This window comes from Pseudomonas sp. JS425 (assembly GCF_018223845.1).
Classification (GTDB): Bacteria; Pseudomonadota; Gammaproteobacteria; order Pseudomonadales; family Pseudomonadaceae; genus Aquipseudomonas; species Aquipseudomonas asiatica.
This window is the reverse complement of the sequence record NZ_CP073661.1, coordinates 2,285,213-2,300,750: the sequence shown is the minus strand read 5'-3', so window position 1 is coordinate 2,300,750 and position 15,538 is coordinate 2,285,213. Positions and strand designations below refer to the sequence as shown.

Below are 15,538 nucleotides of genomic sequence, written 5' to 3'. Positions count from 1 at the left end.
ACTTACGTCCTTGACCTTGCGGTTGCGTGAGTGCGCCACCCAGCGGTTGAGAGCGTTGAGTCAAGCACGAACACTCCGAACAAGACCGAACCATCGGCATCGCCAATCCTGTGCACACCCTGAATGTGCGGCGCGAATTCGGGGTACTGCGCAGACAAATCCTCCACTGCTTGCAGATAGCCAACCAACGTAGCTGTCCAGCACTCACCGGGAGTGATGCACATGATCCCGGGTGGGTAGGGAATAACGCCTTCGGCCGCAACCCTGCCTGCAACCTCCGAGATCCTCTGCAAGCTGGCCTCTCCACGCACGAACCGTTGGTTGGCCTGGTAAGGGGAGCAATTTTCCTGCGCAGCGCCCATGGCACTGAAAATCTCACTCTGCCGCAGCTCAACCTGATGTATGCGATAGAGCGCTCTGATGCGCTCCCCTAGCTCAGCGATGGACAGGCCCTGATAGGGTGCCGAAGCCGCACGTAGCGAAGGCAGCAGTTGCAGCACCGCAGTGCCATTGAGCCAATGCGCTTCGAAATCCTCCAAAGCGCCCACCAACCTGTTCAAGGTGGCACTGTCGCTGGACGGTGTCATCAGCAGGGTAAACGTGAAGAAGTCTGTTTTCTCCGGAGTAAAACCGCAATCTCGCAGATACTGGGCAACAATGCATGCCGGAATCTCTGACTGCCCTCGGGTGGTGAAGATGGCTTTGCATGGGTCGACATAGTGCAAGCCAGGCTCTATGGCCAACACACCCTGCGCCTGGTATTCAAGCGAAGTCTGCAATACAGGCGGCATCAGTGGCCGGATCAACCGACAACGGTGTACGACCTGATCGCGCAACGCCTGCGCAGTGGCCAGCGCTTGCCGCCAGTGGCGCTCGCCCTCACCGTCGGCGAGTATGGCTGCATTCACTTCCAGCGACATGAACAAGGGATACGACGGGCTGGTCGAAGCGTGCTGCATGAATGCTGCGTTGAACATTGGCCGTGTGCAATAACGGCGCAGGTGGCTGATATGCTGGTCTTTCTTGTGAATCTGTGAAGTCTGGGAAAGCCCTGACATCTGCTTGTGCACCGATTGCGTCACAACAATGCCGGGAGAGCTGTCAGTCAATTGCACGCCCAGCGGCGATAAATCGGCCAGTGCGGGAACGAAAGGTTCATACCCAGCCCAGGCGCCATCGAACAGTACGTATTCACATAGATGCCCAATTCGCGCCAATATTGCCGCAGCATCGACCACCACCCCATCACAAGTCGCCTGCTGGATTACCGCCAGACGAAAGGGCCTGGGTTCTCCCGCCCGGCGCTCACAGATCTGCCCCACCCGGCTGCGCAAGTGGCCCTCATCCAGGGCACCTACTCGGTAGCCACCCAGCAGCCCCCGCTCATCTCGCACATTATCCAGGTACACCGGCAAAGCGCCGCACTGGACCAAGGCACCGAGAAACACCGACTTGTGGTTGTTGCGATCCATCAGCACCAGGTCGCCAGCTGCCAACAGCGCACTGGCAACGACCTTGTTGGCAGTGGACGTGCCATTGAGCACGAACCAGGTATCGTCAGCACCAAAAACCCTTGCAGCCAATTGCTCGGCCTCTTGGACCGGGCCTTCGTGGCCTAATACATCACCCAGTTCAGGCGCTGCATGGGGTACATCCACGTGGAACACTTCAGGCCCCAGCAACTGCCTGAAACGGGCTCCAGCGGGATGCTGCTGCAAACAGGCTCCTCCCTGGTGACCTGGGCAGGCAAAGGTTGGCCGACGCATGTCGACAAAAGACGCAACCGCACGTGTGAAGGGAGGCAGTACCTGGTGTTCAAAGGTGAGTGCAGCCGCCATTAGCCGGGCCCTGTCAGGCTCCGACAGCGGCACGCTCAGCCTTCGCTCATCGCCGTCTGCCAGGCCATTCACACCTTCCGAGGCAATGAAAAGTGGTAAACGCCAGCGCGTAACCGCCTCAAGTACAATCGCTTGCAGCGCATCCTCCGGCGTCAAGAACAAGGCAGAAGCGAGTGCGAGATTAGCTGACGTATGAAAGGGCGCAGTCAGCACACCGTCCCATGCGTCAACATCGAGCGCCACGCTATATACGATTGTCGGGGTCATCGGCATTTCCTTTCAGGTTCCAGTGCACAGGCGCGATGAACAGCATCAGCGTCATCCAGATGAAGGTTGCCGGCCCCGCAAGCACAAACACCAAACTGGCAACCAGGCCTGAAACGGCATCACCAATGACGGCCGTGAAGTAATAAAGGGAAAAATTCCTGCCCACCTCATGCTCATTCGACAAGCACTGGATGTTGGTCACGATAGCGATATCGACAAACGCACCGATCAAGCCGACCAGGAACAAGACCGACAGAAACAGCCAGCTGTTGATCTGCAGCGCCACTGCTGCAGCCAAAAACAATGCGCCGTATAGCAGCCAATAACGCAACACCAATCGTGCGGTTGTGCGCGGATTGAAACGTGTGTAGAGCACGCCCCCCAGAACAGTACCCGCTGCAAGCAATGAAAGTACGTAACCTACCGCTGCCTCGGAAGCGAAATGCTCCAGCACCGAAGCCGGAAGGATGAAGCGAATGACCGACGTGGCAAACATCGCGCAGAGCGTGGTGCAACCAATAACGGCAAACAACGGTGCATTGTTGCCCCTTAGCTGACATACACTGCGTGCAGCATCGCGGACGATGGCACGCCCATCGAAGGCTTGCCTGGCACTTTGCCCACCTGGCCCCAATGTGGCGATGGAGATAGCCGACAGCACCAGACATGTCGCAAAAAACAAGAACGTTGCTTCGCGAGAAAGCACTATTACGCAGACCGAAAAAACCAGCGGGCCGATAATCGAGGCAGCATCCTCGATCACCTGGACACCGCTGTTGACCGAGGCCAACTGGTCCGTTGCGACAATGTCCGGAAAATACGCGCGAAATGTCGGCACATAGAGGCACTCGAGCGCCGTCATGACCATTGCAAGACCAACCAATACAGGTAATACCGGGGTGAACAGGCCGAACAAGGCAAAGAAGGCAAGCGCAAAAAGGCCTTTGGCAACCTCGACTGCCAACAGTGTTTTCTTTTTTTCGGCGTTATCTGCCAACCAGCCACCCAATGGGGAAAATACAACGCTTGGCAAGTAACGAAAAAAATAGGCGATGCCTATCAACAGCAGATCAGCATCGGTGAGGGACACAATGGCCACGGCAAACGCGGCTTCGAAAGCAAACTCACCACATTTGGAAAATCCATAGCCAAACGCCAGCGATCGCGTTCCGTAGTTAAGATTCAGCGCGTGCATACCTTATGTTTTCCTCAGCCAGCGGTATAGATCAACTCGTGCTCGGTGATGTCTCGCCCAGGCACATCAAGCCGCTCGAAAACCAGCTTCCTGAGAATGTCCTGCTCACTTGCTGGCATCAGGTAGAACATGATGTTGCTGTACCAGAGCCAACCGAGCCGCGTCAGCCGATAGAACCGTGAGTCCTCAAGCACCAGGCCTGCCTGTATCAATTCATCAAGCCGCCGCATCAGCGCTTCGGGCATGCGGCCCAGTTCAACCAGGCGTTTGTCGACTGAACCGTGATACGCCAGGCGAACTACCAGCGGCTTAACCACATCCAGCATCGGGTCATGCCTGCTCACTTGGCACAAGTGCTCCCCTTGCGCCATGCCTCGGGTGTATTTTTCGCGAGATGAAATATTGGTAATGACATGCTCCGCCACCGACGAGATAGCCCCCACACCGAAGCCCAGCAGGTCATGATCGGCATAGCCGTAGACATGCTCGTGATAGATGAAGGAGTAATCTTCGGCAAACAGCGCACTGCCAGCCCTGGGCCTGCGCACATAGCCGTGACCGTTGTAGGGAATATAGCCATATTGGCGCAGGTGCTCATCGAGCATGAACTTCATATTGAGCTTGCGCATGGCTGGCATTACGTCTGCAAAGCGGGATTTGATCTGCCTGTGCAATTTGACGGATGTTGCAGCGTTGTTGATGGGATAGATGTCGATATTGCTGACTCCTATCGCCACTGCCTTGTCAATGTCGGCAAGCGTCTGCTGCTCGTTACTGCCGTTCATGCCATAAAGGATGTCACAAAGCACATGCTCAAATTGGCTATTCAACAGCTCGGCCGTGCGTTCGATTTTGCCTATGTCCGGGTCAAGGTTGAACAGCTGTCGCCATTCGCGATCCGTCGTTTGCAAGCCAAATCGCGCATGGGTCACACCAATGGCAGCCAGTGCACGAGCGCGCTCCTCGGTGACACTTGTAACACTGAACTCGAATGAAAACTCCTGCACATCGCACATATCAAAATGACGATGCAGCACCTCGCCAATATCGTGGATGTTTCGCGGCGACAGCAGTGACGGTGTCCCACCGCCAAAAAATATGGCCCTGACCGGGACCGCCCTAAAGTCCATTGCTTGCGCCTTGTACTCGATTTCGCTAATCAGTGCCTGTGTATAGCGGTCTATGTCACTGGCACTCTTGTACAGACCCCGGGTAAACGGGCAGAACGAACAAATGGCCTCACAAAAAGGGATGTGAAAGTACAAGGCGCGTGAACGCGAAGCCTGATTGGCTGCGGACATCATCTCAGCGAATTGATACGGGGCCGGCTGGTAGACATTGCATGCTTGCGTCGGAAAGAAAAAATTGTACAGCGGAAACTGATAATCAAACTTCAACACCCCTCTATCGAGCAACTGCATGTTCCCCTCCCAGCCGGTCAGCTACTGCACTGCCGCGCAGCAAGGTTCTTTTGTTGACCTGTACGTCCGCACCAAAAAACCCCAAAATCCGATCATTGATCAAATCATTATTTTTTCCACACGTGTATACATCGATACTGATGTATTCGCGTTCAGGATAAGTATGGTAAGAGAGGTGAGACTCCGATAACAGAAAAATCCCGGTGACACCCTCGCCCCCTGAGGAAAATTTGTGAATCATATCGCTTATGATGTTAAACCCTGACGCCTGCAACGCGGTCAGAAAAAAGCGATGCAATTTTCTATCATTGCTCAGCAACTTTGCACTAGCACCCGTGATATCCCAAATGGTGTGGTAGCCACGATCATCCATAAAGCGTGCTCCTGCTCAAGGAAAATAAAGGGGTGGCACAAAGCCGCCCCCTTGCTCACCACATGCACACACCTTTGGTGGTGACACCGGTCACATCGGTCTTGAACAGCTCGATTGCAGATTTCATGTGTGAACTCCTTTCAGGTTTTTGGAATTACCCTTGCATCGCTTGGGCAACTAAAACCTAAGGCTAATCCAGTATCACACTCAACATCCAAGTTGTAACAGCGCCACAGCCTGTGAGTGGCTCGAACCAAGACCCAGGAACATTCCTACAAATACACTTCATGGAGGCGGGACATTGCCGAATGGGCAACCCTGCGAAACAGAGCACTTCAGTACATCGCTTCAAAATTACGACTGGCATACCGCACAGATCGCAACGACACCGGCTTTAAACACATTGCTTATAAGTAACGAGTTGTTGCAGCGCCTCAGAAGCCGCCATTTGCCGCTGCATCTGCGCCTGCTGCAAAGGCAGCAGTGCGGCGCTAACCCTCTGCTACACTGACAAGGCTGAATGGAGGATCCTGCCATGTCCGAAAGAGAGCTCACCACCCTCCTGTCGCTGATGAACCAGCGCCAGGCCTGCCTGAGCAGTGCCTGCAAGGAGATAGCCGACTGGATCGACCGGCAGGGCGACGTGCCCGCCGCCGGCAAGATCCGCGCAAGCCTCAAGGCTCTGGAGGCTGATGAGGCCCAGGTCCGCAAGACCCTGACCTCGCTGACCCTGGACAGACCGCTGCCCAGGTTTCGCAGCTGATTGAACCGGGGGCTGCCTGGCAGCCCATCGCGACACAAGGCCGCTCCCACAGGGGATACGCGTTCTCCTGTGGGAGCGGCCTTGTGTCGCGATGGGGCGCAAAGCGCCCCCAAAGGGTTCAGCCTGATCAGTGCTTCATGTGCATGTGATCATGCCCACCGCCCGCCTCGGCGTTTAGCGCACGCACTTCGGCCTGCACGTCCAGGGTTTCCTTGGCCCCCTTGGCATCTTCGATGGTCAGGGTCAGCGGCACTTTCTCGCCTTCCTTCACCTGGTTGTTCAGGCCCATCAGCATCACATGCAGGCTGTTCGGGTCGAGGGTCACCGCCTTGCCGGCCGGCAACTCGACCGCCTTGACCTCACGCATGCCCATCACATCACCGTTCATGGTCATCTCGTGCACCTGCACAGTCTTGGCCACAGGAGAAGCCACACCCACCAGCTTGCTGTCGCTGCTGGCGGTCAGGGTCATGAAGGCACCGGTGGACTGCTGGTGCGGCACGGTCGCACGCACCCAGGCGTCACTTACGGTGGTCTGGGCCAGGGCCGGCAGCGCCAGGCCCATCAGGACCAGGGCAGCCAGGCCGTGCTTGATCGGTTGCATCGACATTCAGCAGATCTCCATCAGAGTGACCAGGTCTTCGGCGCATTCCTGGGCGGTCAGGGAATGGCCCAGGCTCAGGCGCAGGGTGCCACGCGTATCGTAGACGTAGCTGGTGGACGAGTGAGAGACGGTATAGGTATCACCGGCCGGGACTTTCTCGTAGAACACCTTGAATTCCTTGGCCACCGCGGCGATTTCCTCGGGGGTGCCGGTCAGCGCGGTGAACGACGGGTCGAACGCCTTCACGTAGGCATCGAGCACTTCGGGGGTGTCACGTTCCGGGTCCAAGGTAATCAACACCACCTGGAACAGGTCGCGATCGCGGCCGCGCAGCAGCTTGCGGATTTGCGCCGCGCGCGCCAGGGTGGTCGGGCACACGGCCGGGCACTGGGTGAAGCCGAAGAAGATCATCGGCATGCTGCCGTAGAAACTCGACAGGGTGCGCACATTGCCTTGGGTGTCCTTGAGGCTGAACTTGCGCCCAAGGATTTCGTTGCTCATGTTCTTGCCGTACTTGAACTCGAGCCCCCGGGCCGGGCTGCAGCCTGCGAGCAGGCCAAGCCCGAGAACGCCCATCCCGGCGACAACTGCGCGCCGGGTATATAGATCATTCATGAAACCATCCTTTACAGGGAAGGTGCCGGCCCTCGGGACGGGCCGGTCGAAAAACCGGGGCATTCTGGCACGACACCCCGAGGGGTTCTACCCGACGAAGGCAAGGATCGGCTGCAGCCCTTTGAATACGGGCTGCGGCCTGTTGTCGCAGGGGTTGAAACAGTAACACTTTGTTGCTAAGGGAGTGTGTTCAACGCGATCCCTGTAGGAGCGCGTCATCCTCAGTAGTAGGCGTTCTCTTTCTGACTGTGGTCAGTCACGTCACGCACGCCCTTGAGTTCGGGAATACGCTCGAGCAGGGTGCGCTCGATGCCTTCCTTCAGGGTCACGTCGGCCTGGCCACAGCCTTGGCAACCACCACCGAACTGCAGCACGGCAATACCGTCGTCGACCACATCCACCAGGCTCACCTGGCCGCCGTGGCTGGCCAGGCCGGGGTTGATCTCGGTCTGCAGGTAATAGTTGATGCGCTCGTTGATCGGGCTGTCTTCGTTGACCATCGGCACCTTGGCATTCGGCGCCTTGATGGTCAGCTGGCCACCCATGCGGTCGGTGGCATAGTCGACCAGTGCGTCTTCCAGGAACGGCACGCTGACCGCGTCCAGGTAAGCGGTGAAGCTCTTCAGACCCACGGCGGTGTCGTCAGGCTTCTCTTCTCCCGGCTTGCAGTAGGCGATGCAGGTTTCGGCGTACTGGGTGCCCGGCTGGGTGATGAAAATGCGAATGCCGATGCCAGGCGTGTTCTGCTTGGAGAGCAGATCGGCCAGGTAGTCATGGGCGGCGTCGGTAATGGTTATAGCGCTCATGTAGGTTCCTCACAGACTTGCGGCCAAGTGTACGCCAACCCGGCCTTCGAACAAAGTCCTAGTATTTGACTCGGGAAAGCGCATATTCAGGGGCCCGCCCCCGTGGCGCCGCCAGCCAGGCCTGCATGCGCCGGTACAGGCCGCGCTCCAGCCACTGGTAGCTGAACCACGACATTAGTCCAATGGACGGCACGCACAGGGCGAACACCAGGTACGGGTTCAACTGCAGGCGCTGGCTGGCGAACCAGCCGGCGTACAGCACCAGCACATGGACCAGGTACACCGAATACGAACAGTCGCCCAGCGCCTTGAGCAGCCGGTTGCCGCGGAACACCGGCTCCAGGGCGACGAAGGCCAGCACGATCATTGCGCTCGGCACGCCCCAGTGCAGCAAGCGCCGGGAAGCGTCCAGGTGGTAGATGGCAAGGCCTGCCACCGCCAGCAACGCCAACGGCATCCAGCGGCCCTGGTGAATCAGCCCGCGACGGTGCAGCACGCCCAGGCCGATGCCTAGCAGGAATTCGTAGATGATGTCGTTGCTGTAGAAGCGGCTGAGCACGCCCAGCCCGCCCAGTATCTCGCTGGCCAGCAGCAGCGCGGCGGTGACCAGCAGCTGGTGATGACGCTGGCGCACCAGAAAGGCCAGGCCGAACAGCAGGTAGAAGAACATCTCGAAGTTCAGCGTCCAGCCCACGTTCAGGGTCGGGTACAAGCCATAGCCACCGGGGTTTTCCGCCGGGATGAACAGCAGCGACAGCAGCAGGTGGTGCCAGGTGAATGCCTGGTGCGGCATCCATTGGCTGAAGGCCAACAGCAGGGTTGCCATCAGCGCCGTGTAGAACCAGTAGGCCGGAACGATACGCAGCGCCCGGTTGAGCAGGAACTGGCGGGGCTCGATGGCCTTGTCGCGGGTCGACAGGTAGATGACCAGCCCGCTTATGACGAAGAAGATGTCGACGCCTGCGGCGCCGCGGTCGGTGAGCAGTTGGCCGATGGGGCCGGAGGCTTGGAAGTCGAAGAAGATCTGCATGAAATGGTGGCAGACCACCACCCAGGCGGCGAACGCCCGCAGTGCCTGAAGCGAATACAGCATGGAGAACCCTGCAATTGCCGGTGCATTGAGGCCCAGGCTCGAATGCAGGGGCGAGCGCTACGCGCTCGTTCGCGGGTGAACCCGCTCCCACAGGGTTAGCGCTGACCTCGAGAGCGGTGCCATACCTGTGGGAGCGGGTTTACCCGCGAAGGGCTGCAAAGCAGCCCCCTTGCAATCGATCAGGACCACCCAGCAAGTCCGACCGCAGGGTAATCGGAAAGGTCAGCCCAACCGATCAGAGGTTTTCGTAGCGGTTCATGTCCAGCACGCCCGCCTCGACCGGTTCGGTCTCCTTGATGAAGCTGTTCAGGTCATGGAAGTAGCGCCAGAACTCTGGGTGGCTGCGACGCACACCCCAGCGCATGACGATGCGCTCGAACCTGGCCGGGTCATCTTTCGCATACTCCATGTCCTCGACGAACTCGGGCACATCCTTGGTCGGGATGTTGAAGATGAAGTTGGGGTAGCTGCTGAGCACGCCCGGGTACAGGGTCAAGGTATCCAGCCCCGGCTGGTAGCGGTACGCCTCGCCCAGCAGGAACGCCACGTTGCTGTGCGCGCGGTTGCGCAGCAGGCTGTACACCTGGCGCTGGCCGCCCTGCCCTTCGATGCGCAGCATGGTTGCCTCGGGCAGCTGGTTGATCACCTTCAACCCGGCAGCCGGGCGCGACACCAGGCGGCTGAGCGACTGCTCGGCATTGCGGAACTCTTCGCTGACCTGCGGCCGTGAACAGAACGCGCCCTGGCAGCGGTTGATGGGGTCGGGCGCGGCATTCAGGCTGCCGGTACGCTGCAGAAGCTTCAGGCCGAAGTCGCGCTTGGGGTTGCGCGGGTCGAGCTGGATGCCGCTCGGGGTGTCGGTGTCGATTTCTTCATAATCCATCCACATCTTTACCTTGCCGCTGTTCTGGTACCAGTCGCCGAGGATCGCCTTGCGCTGGTCGGCCGGCATCAGGCGCAGGAAGTTGACCTCGGCGCCGTTGCGGATAAGGTCGAAGTACAGGCGCGTCTGCAACTGGTGCGAGACGTTGCCGAACACATCGAAGTTGACCGCCAGCTGGTAATAGGTGCGCTCGAACAATGGGTAGTCGAACAGCCACACGGTCAGCGGCACATCACCGATCAGACCCTTGGTCACCGAGGCGCTGTCGAAGTGGCGGAAAATGCTCAGCAACGCGTTGTCGTTACCGGCCCATAGCGTCGCCCAGCCCGGGGCCGGCATGTCGGCATAGGCTTCGCGGCGCAGTTTTTCGTACTCGTTGCGCTTGTCACGGTAGGCGTGCCACAGGCTCAGCACGCTGCCCACGTCATCGATCTGCCCAGGCATGGCCAGCAGCGGCGTGGCCTCCCCACGGTACTTGGCATCGGTGATGTAGCGGTCGTGGGCCGGCTCCTGGAACAACGCCCAGAAGTTGTCGCGGATCACGTCGGTGGCAATCTGCCCACGGCATACCGGGCCGCGGATGAAGGTGCGCACGAAGTATTCGACGTTATCCAGCATGAACTGGTAGCGCGCCACTGCCGGGATCGCTTCGAAGGTTTCGAACGGGTTGGCCCGGTGGCGCGGGCCATAGCCTGGCAGTGCGGCGGCATGCCAGTCGCCGGCATAGAACAGTTGCTTGACCCGCTTGAGCTTCTGCGGCCCCATCGGGTAGGTGATGTGCGTCTTGTGCACGATCACGCCCTGCACCGGGATCAACCGGTAGTAGAAATCGGTGCCCGGCGGGTCATTGGGGCGGCGCGTGGCGATCAGGTCGACCGGCTGACCGCTCGGTGTACGCGAACGTACCCATTGGAAGAAGTGGCCCTGCTCGCCACCGACGAAGTAGATGTGCGCCAGGAACAGATGCTCGTACAGCCAGCGGCCGACCAGCGCCTCGGTGGAACCCGGGCGGTTGAGCAGCTCTTCCCAGTCGGCAATCTGCTTGGCTTCGGCCGCGCTTGGCTTGATCGGCTGGTACTCGACCGGCGCACCGGCGGCCAGCCAGCGGCGCATGGTGTCGTATTCCTTGTCGGTCAGGCCGGTTACCGCCAGTGGCATGCCTTCCTTGGGGTGGGCGCCGGCATAGGCATCGAACTCTTGCGGCAACGGGCACATGTTGTTGCGATTCAGGCCCAGGACGATTTCCTCGGGCAGCTTGGCATTGGGCGTGAGCGGGGTCTTGTGCCCCAGCTCGAGCATGCGCGCCATCAGCGCGGCCTGGCTGCCCTGGTTGTCGAGCACCGAGTAAAAGCCCTTCTTGCGCCACTCGCCCTCGCTGTGGGCGTCGTAGAACAGCCGCGTGGTGGGCACTGCCTTGCTGCGCTCGCCCTGATACACCGGCACCTTGGTGGCGCCGCGCACCGCGCCTTCGGGGCTTTCCAGCTTCAGCTGGCAGGCTGCGTCGTTGCAGGCGTGGCAGGCCACGCATTTCTCGGTGAAGATCGGTTGAATGTCCCGGGTGTAGGAAATAGCCGGGCTCGACTGGGGGGCTTGCCCGAACGCCACACTGCAGATGAGCAGGGCGAAAACGCCGGCAAGAATACGATGCACCATGTGCGGAAAGTCCTGGGTATTGAAAGCCATCACGATTTGTTGCCTGGTCGTCCTTGGGTGCCCTGCTTTGCCGACGCCCACCCAACATGAGCCATTTTCATGCAAATGGGCGATGCGCCTAAAAACCGCGCAGCTTTGTTATGATTCTGCACCTTCTGAAATTCGCCCGACCAGGTAGTTCCTATGTCCGACCGCAGCGCTCGTCTCCAAGCACTCCAGAACGCACTCAAGGAGCGCATCCTGATCCTCGACGGCGGCATGGGTACTATGATCCAAAGCTACCGGCTCGAGGAACACGACTATCGTGGCACGCGTTTCGCCGATTGGCCAAGCGATGTCAAAGGTAACAACGACCTGTTGCTGCTCAGCCGCCCGGATGTGATCGCCGCCATCGAAAAGGCCTACCTGGATGCCGGCGCCGATATCCTCGAAACCAACACCTTCAACGCCACGCAGATTTCCCAGGCCGACTACGGCATGGAATCGCTGGTCTACGAGCTGAACGTCGAGGGCGCGCGCATCGCCCGCCAGGTGGCCGATGCCAAGACCCTGGAAACCCCGCACAAGCCGCGCTTCGTCGCTGGCGTGCTCGGCCCTACCAGCCGCACCTGCTCGATTTCCCCGGACGTCAACGACCCAGGCTACCGCAACGTCACTTTCGATGAGCTGGTAACGAACTACATCGAGGCCACCCGCGGCCTGATCGAGGGCGGCGCCGACCTGCTGCTGATCGAGACCATCTTCGACACCCTCAACGCCAAGGCGGCGATCTTCGCCGTGCAGCAGGTGTTCGAGGAAGACGGCATCGAACTGCCGATCATGATCTCCGGCACCATCACCGACGCCTCGGGCCGTACCCTGTCGGGCCAGACTACCGAAGCGTTCTGGAACTCGGTACGCCACGCCAAGCCGATTTCCGTGGGCCTGAACTGCGCCCTCGGCGCCAAGGACCTGCGCCCGTACCTGGAAGAGCTGGCGACCAAGGCCGACACCCATGTCTCGGCCCACCCCAACGCCGGCCTGCCAAACGCCTTTGGTGAATACGACGAAACCCCGGCCGAAATGGCCGTGGTGGTCGAGGAATTCGCCGCCAGCGGCTTCCTCAACATCATCGGCGGCTGCTGCGGCACCACGCCGGGCCACATCCAGGCCATTGCCGAGGCCGTCGCCAAGTACAAGCCGCGCGAGATTCCGGAAATCGCCAAGGCCTGCCGCCTGTCGGGCCTGGAGCCGTTCACCATCGATCGCCAGTCGCTGTTCGTCAACGTCGGCGAGCGCACCAACATCACGGGCTCTGCCAAGTTCGCCCGGCTGATCCGTGAAGAGAACTACACCGAAGCCCTGGAAGTCGCCCTGCAACAGGTCGAGGCCGGCGCCCAGGTGATCGACATCAACATGGACGAAGGGATGCTCGATTCCCAGGCTGCCATGGTCCGCTTCCTCAACCTGATCGCCGGCGAGCCGGACATCTCGCGCGTGCCGATCATGATCGACTCGTCCAAGTGGGAAGTGATCGAAGCGGGCCTCAAGTGCATTCAGGGCAAGGGCATCGTCAACTCCATTTCCATGAAGGAAGGCGTCGAGCAGTTCAAGCACCACGCCCGCCTGTGCAAGCGTTATGGCGCTGCCGTGGTGGTGATGGCCTTTGACGAGGTCGGCCAGGCCGACACGGCCGCGCGCAAGAAAGAGATCTGCCAACGCAGTTACGACATCCTGGTCAATGAAGTGGGCTTCCCGCCGGAAGACATCATCTTCGACCCGAACATTTTCGCCGTCGCCACCGGCATCGAAGAGCACAACAACTACGCCGTCGATTTCATCGAGGCCTGCGCCTACATCCGCGACCACCTGCCGCACGCCCTGAGCTCGGGCGGTGTGTCCAACGTGTCGTTCTCGTTCCGTGGCAACAACCCGGTGCGGGAAGCCATCCACTCGGTGTTCCTGTACCACGCGATCCAGAACGGCCTGACCATGGGTATCGTCAACGCCGGCCAGCTGGAGATCTACGACGAGATCCCGCCTGCACTGCGTGAAAAGGTCGAGGACGTGGTGCTCAACCGCACCCCGCATGGCACCGACGCACTGCTGGCCATTGCCGACGACTACAAGGGCGGCGGCGCAACCAGGGAAGTGGAAAACGAAGAGTGGCGCTCGCTGCCGGTGGAAAAACGCCTGGAGCACGCGCTGGTCAAGGGCATTACCGCGTTCATCGTCGAAGACACCGAGGAATGCCGCCAGCAGTGCGCCCGCCCGATCGAAGTGATCGAAGGCCCGCTGATGAATGGCATGAACGTGGTCGGCGACCTGTTCGGCGCGGGCAAGATGTTCCTGCCCCAGGTGGTCAAGTCGGCCCGCGTGATGAAACAGGCGGTAGCGCACCTGATTCCGTTCATCGAAGCCGAGAAAGGCGACAAGCCGGAAGCCAAGGGCAAGATCCTGATGGCCACAGTAAAAGGCGACGTGCACGACATCGGCAAGAACATCGTCGGCGTGGTGCTGGGCTGCAACGGCTACGACATCGTCGACCTCGGCGTGATGGTGCCGGCCGAGAAGATCCTGCAAACCGCCCGCGACGAGAAGTGCGACATCATCGGCCTGTCCGGCCTGATCACGCCGTCGCTGGACGAGATGGTCCACGTGGCCCGCGAAATGCAGCGCCAGGGCTTCCAGTTGCCGCTGATGATCGGCGGCGCCACCACCTCCAAGGCGCACACCGCAGTCAAGATCGAGCCCAAGTACAGCAACGACGCCGTGGTCTATGTCACCGACGCCTCGCGCGCGGTAGGTGTTGCCACCCAGTTGCTGTCCAAGGAGCTGAAAGCCGGCTTCGTCGAGAAGACCCGCCAGGAATACGAAGAAGTACGCGAGCGCACCGCCAACCGCAGTGCCCGCACCGAGCGCCTGAGCTACGCCCAGGCTATCGCCGCCAAGCCGCAGTACGACTGGGCTGGCTACCAGCCAGCGGTGCCCTCCTTCACCGGCGTCAAGGTGCTGGAAGACATCGACCTGCGCACGCTGGCCGAGTACATCGACTGGACCCCGTTCTTCATCTCCTGGGACCTGGCCGGCAAGTTCCCGCGCATCCTCACCGACGAAGTGGTCGGCGAAGCGGCGACGGCGCTTTACAAAGATGCCCGCGAGATGCTCGACAAACTGATCGACGAAAAACTCATCAGCGCCCGCGCAGTGTTCGGCTTCTGGCCGGCCAACCAGGTAGCCGATGACGATATCGAAGTGTACGGCGAGGACGGCCAGGCCCTGGCTACCCTGCACCACCTGCGCCAGCAGACCATCAAGCCGGACGGCAAGCCCAACTGGTCGCTGGCCGACTTCGTCGCGCCGAAGGCCAGTGGCGTTACCGACTACGTGGGCGGTTTCATCACTACCGCCGGCATCGGTGCCGAGGAAGTGGCCAAGGCCTACCAGGACAAGGGCGACGACTACAGTTCGATCATGGTCAAGGCCCTGGCCGACCGCCTGGCCGAGGCCTGTGCCGAATGGCTGCACGAGCAGGTGCGTAAAGAGCACTGGGGTTATGCCCGCGACGAACACCTCGACAACGAGGCGCTGATCAAGGAGCAGTACCGCGGTATTCGCCCGGCCCCCGGCTACCCGGCCTGCCCGGACCACACCGAGAAGGAAACCCTGTTCCGCCTGCTTGATGGCACTGCCATCGGTGAGACCGGGCCGAGCGGCGTGTTCCTCACCGACCACTTTGCGATGTTCCCGGCGGCGGCGGTCAGCGGCTGGTACTTTGCCCACCCGCAGGCGCAGTACTTTGCGGTGGGCAAGGTCGACAAGGACCAGATCGAGCGCTACAGCGCGCGCAAGGGCCAGGATGTGAGCGTCAGCGAGCGCTGGTTGGCGCCTAACCTGGGTTACGACAGCTAAGACCCTTGGGGCCGCTTTGCGGCCCATCGCGACACAAGGCCGCTCCTACAGGAGAATGCAATCCTTTGTAGGAGCGGCCTTGTGTCGCAATGGGCTGCACAGCAGCCCCAATAGCCACCTACACTGTCCCTGATTG

At 60.2% G+C, this 15,538-nt stretch carries 11 protein-coding genes; 2 read left to right on the top strand and 9 right to left on the bottom strand.

What is annotated here, in order from left to right:
* Positions 1-2 precede the first annotated feature (2 nt).
* Genes KDB76_RS29725 through speD form a run of 4 tightly spaced genes read right to left on the bottom strand, consistent with a single transcriptional unit; the run spans position 3 to position 5,094 of the window.
* The gene (locus KDB76_RS29725; protein WP_049870805.1) at positions 3-2,105 is read right to left on the bottom strand and encodes an ornithine decarboxylase; all 2,103 of its coding nucleotides are present in this window, start codon (positions 2,103-2,105) and stop codon (positions 3-5) included.
* Positions 2,083-3,300 (bottom strand): MFS transporter, encoded by a 1,218-nt coding sequence (locus KDB76_RS10560; RefSeq protein ID WP_038409251.1) that lies wholly within the window; start codon positions 3,298-3,300, stop codon positions 2,083-2,085. Before KDB76_RS10560 ends, KDB76_RS29725 begins: the two co-directional genes overlap by 23 nt.
* A gap of 14 nt (positions 3,301-3,314) precedes the next feature.
* A complete protein-coding gene (locus KDB76_RS10555) occupies positions 3,315-4,721 on the bottom strand; it encodes a radical SAM protein (RefSeq protein WP_013971952.1) in 1,407 nt (468 codons plus the stop codon).
* Positions 4,705-5,094 (bottom strand): adenosylmethionine decarboxylase, encoded by a 390-nt coding sequence (gene speD, locus KDB76_RS10550; protein ID WP_013971951.1) that lies wholly within the window; start codon positions 5,092-5,094, stop codon positions 4,705-4,707. The genes KDB76_RS10555 and speD overlap by 17 nt, the downstream gene beginning before the upstream one ends.
* 535 nt (positions 5,095-5,629) lie before the next feature.
* Here speD and KDB76_RS10545 point away from each other — a divergent pair.
* Positions 5,630-5,857, top strand: a complete 228-nt coding sequence (locus KDB76_RS10545; protein WP_003250422.1) for a hypothetical protein — start codon at positions 5,630-5,632, stop codon at positions 5,855-5,857.
* Positions 5,858-5,984: 127 nt separating this feature from the next.
* On the opposite strand, the gene KDB76_RS10540 is transcribed toward KDB76_RS10545, so the two are convergent.
* From KDB76_RS10540 to KDB76_RS10520, 5 genes are all read right to left on the bottom strand, one after another.
* Positions 5,985-6,467, bottom strand: a complete 483-nt coding sequence (locus KDB76_RS10540) for a copper chaperone PCu(A)C (protein WP_013971950.1) — start codon at positions 6,465-6,467, stop codon at positions 5,985-5,987.
* Complete coding sequence (locus tag KDB76_RS10535; RefSeq protein ID WP_024086651.1) at positions 6,468-7,076, bottom strand: SCO family protein; 609 nt, start codon at positions 7,074-7,076, stop codon at positions 6,468-6,470.
* A 221-nt stretch (positions 7,077-7,297) separates the two neighbouring features.
* Positions 7,298-7,882, bottom strand: a complete 585-nt coding sequence (gene nfuA / locus KDB76_RS10530) for a Fe-S biogenesis protein NfuA (protein WP_003250416.1) — start codon at positions 7,880-7,882, stop codon at positions 7,298-7,300.
* A gap of 58 nt (positions 7,883-7,940) precedes the next feature.
* Positions 7,941-8,975, bottom strand: coding sequence for an acyltransferase (locus KDB76_RS10525; protein ID WP_023661227.1), 1,035 nt, complete (start codon positions 8,973-8,975; stop codon positions 7,941-7,943).
* 235 nt (positions 8,976-9,210) lie between these two features.
* Positions 9,211-11,511 (bottom strand): fatty acid cis/trans isomerase, encoded by a 2,301-nt coding sequence (locus KDB76_RS10520; protein WP_038410386.1) that lies wholly within the window; start codon positions 11,509-11,511, stop codon positions 9,211-9,213.
* Positions 11,512-11,694: 183 nt separating this feature from the next.
* On the opposite strand from KDB76_RS10520, the gene metH reads away from it, so the two are divergent.
* The gene (metH, locus tag KDB76_RS10515; RefSeq protein ID WP_013971946.1) at positions 11,695-15,402 is read left to right on the top strand and encodes a methionine synthase; all 3,708 of its coding nucleotides are present in this window, start codon (positions 11,695-11,697) and stop codon (positions 15,400-15,402) included.
* Positions 15,403-15,538 lie beyond the last annotated feature (136 nt).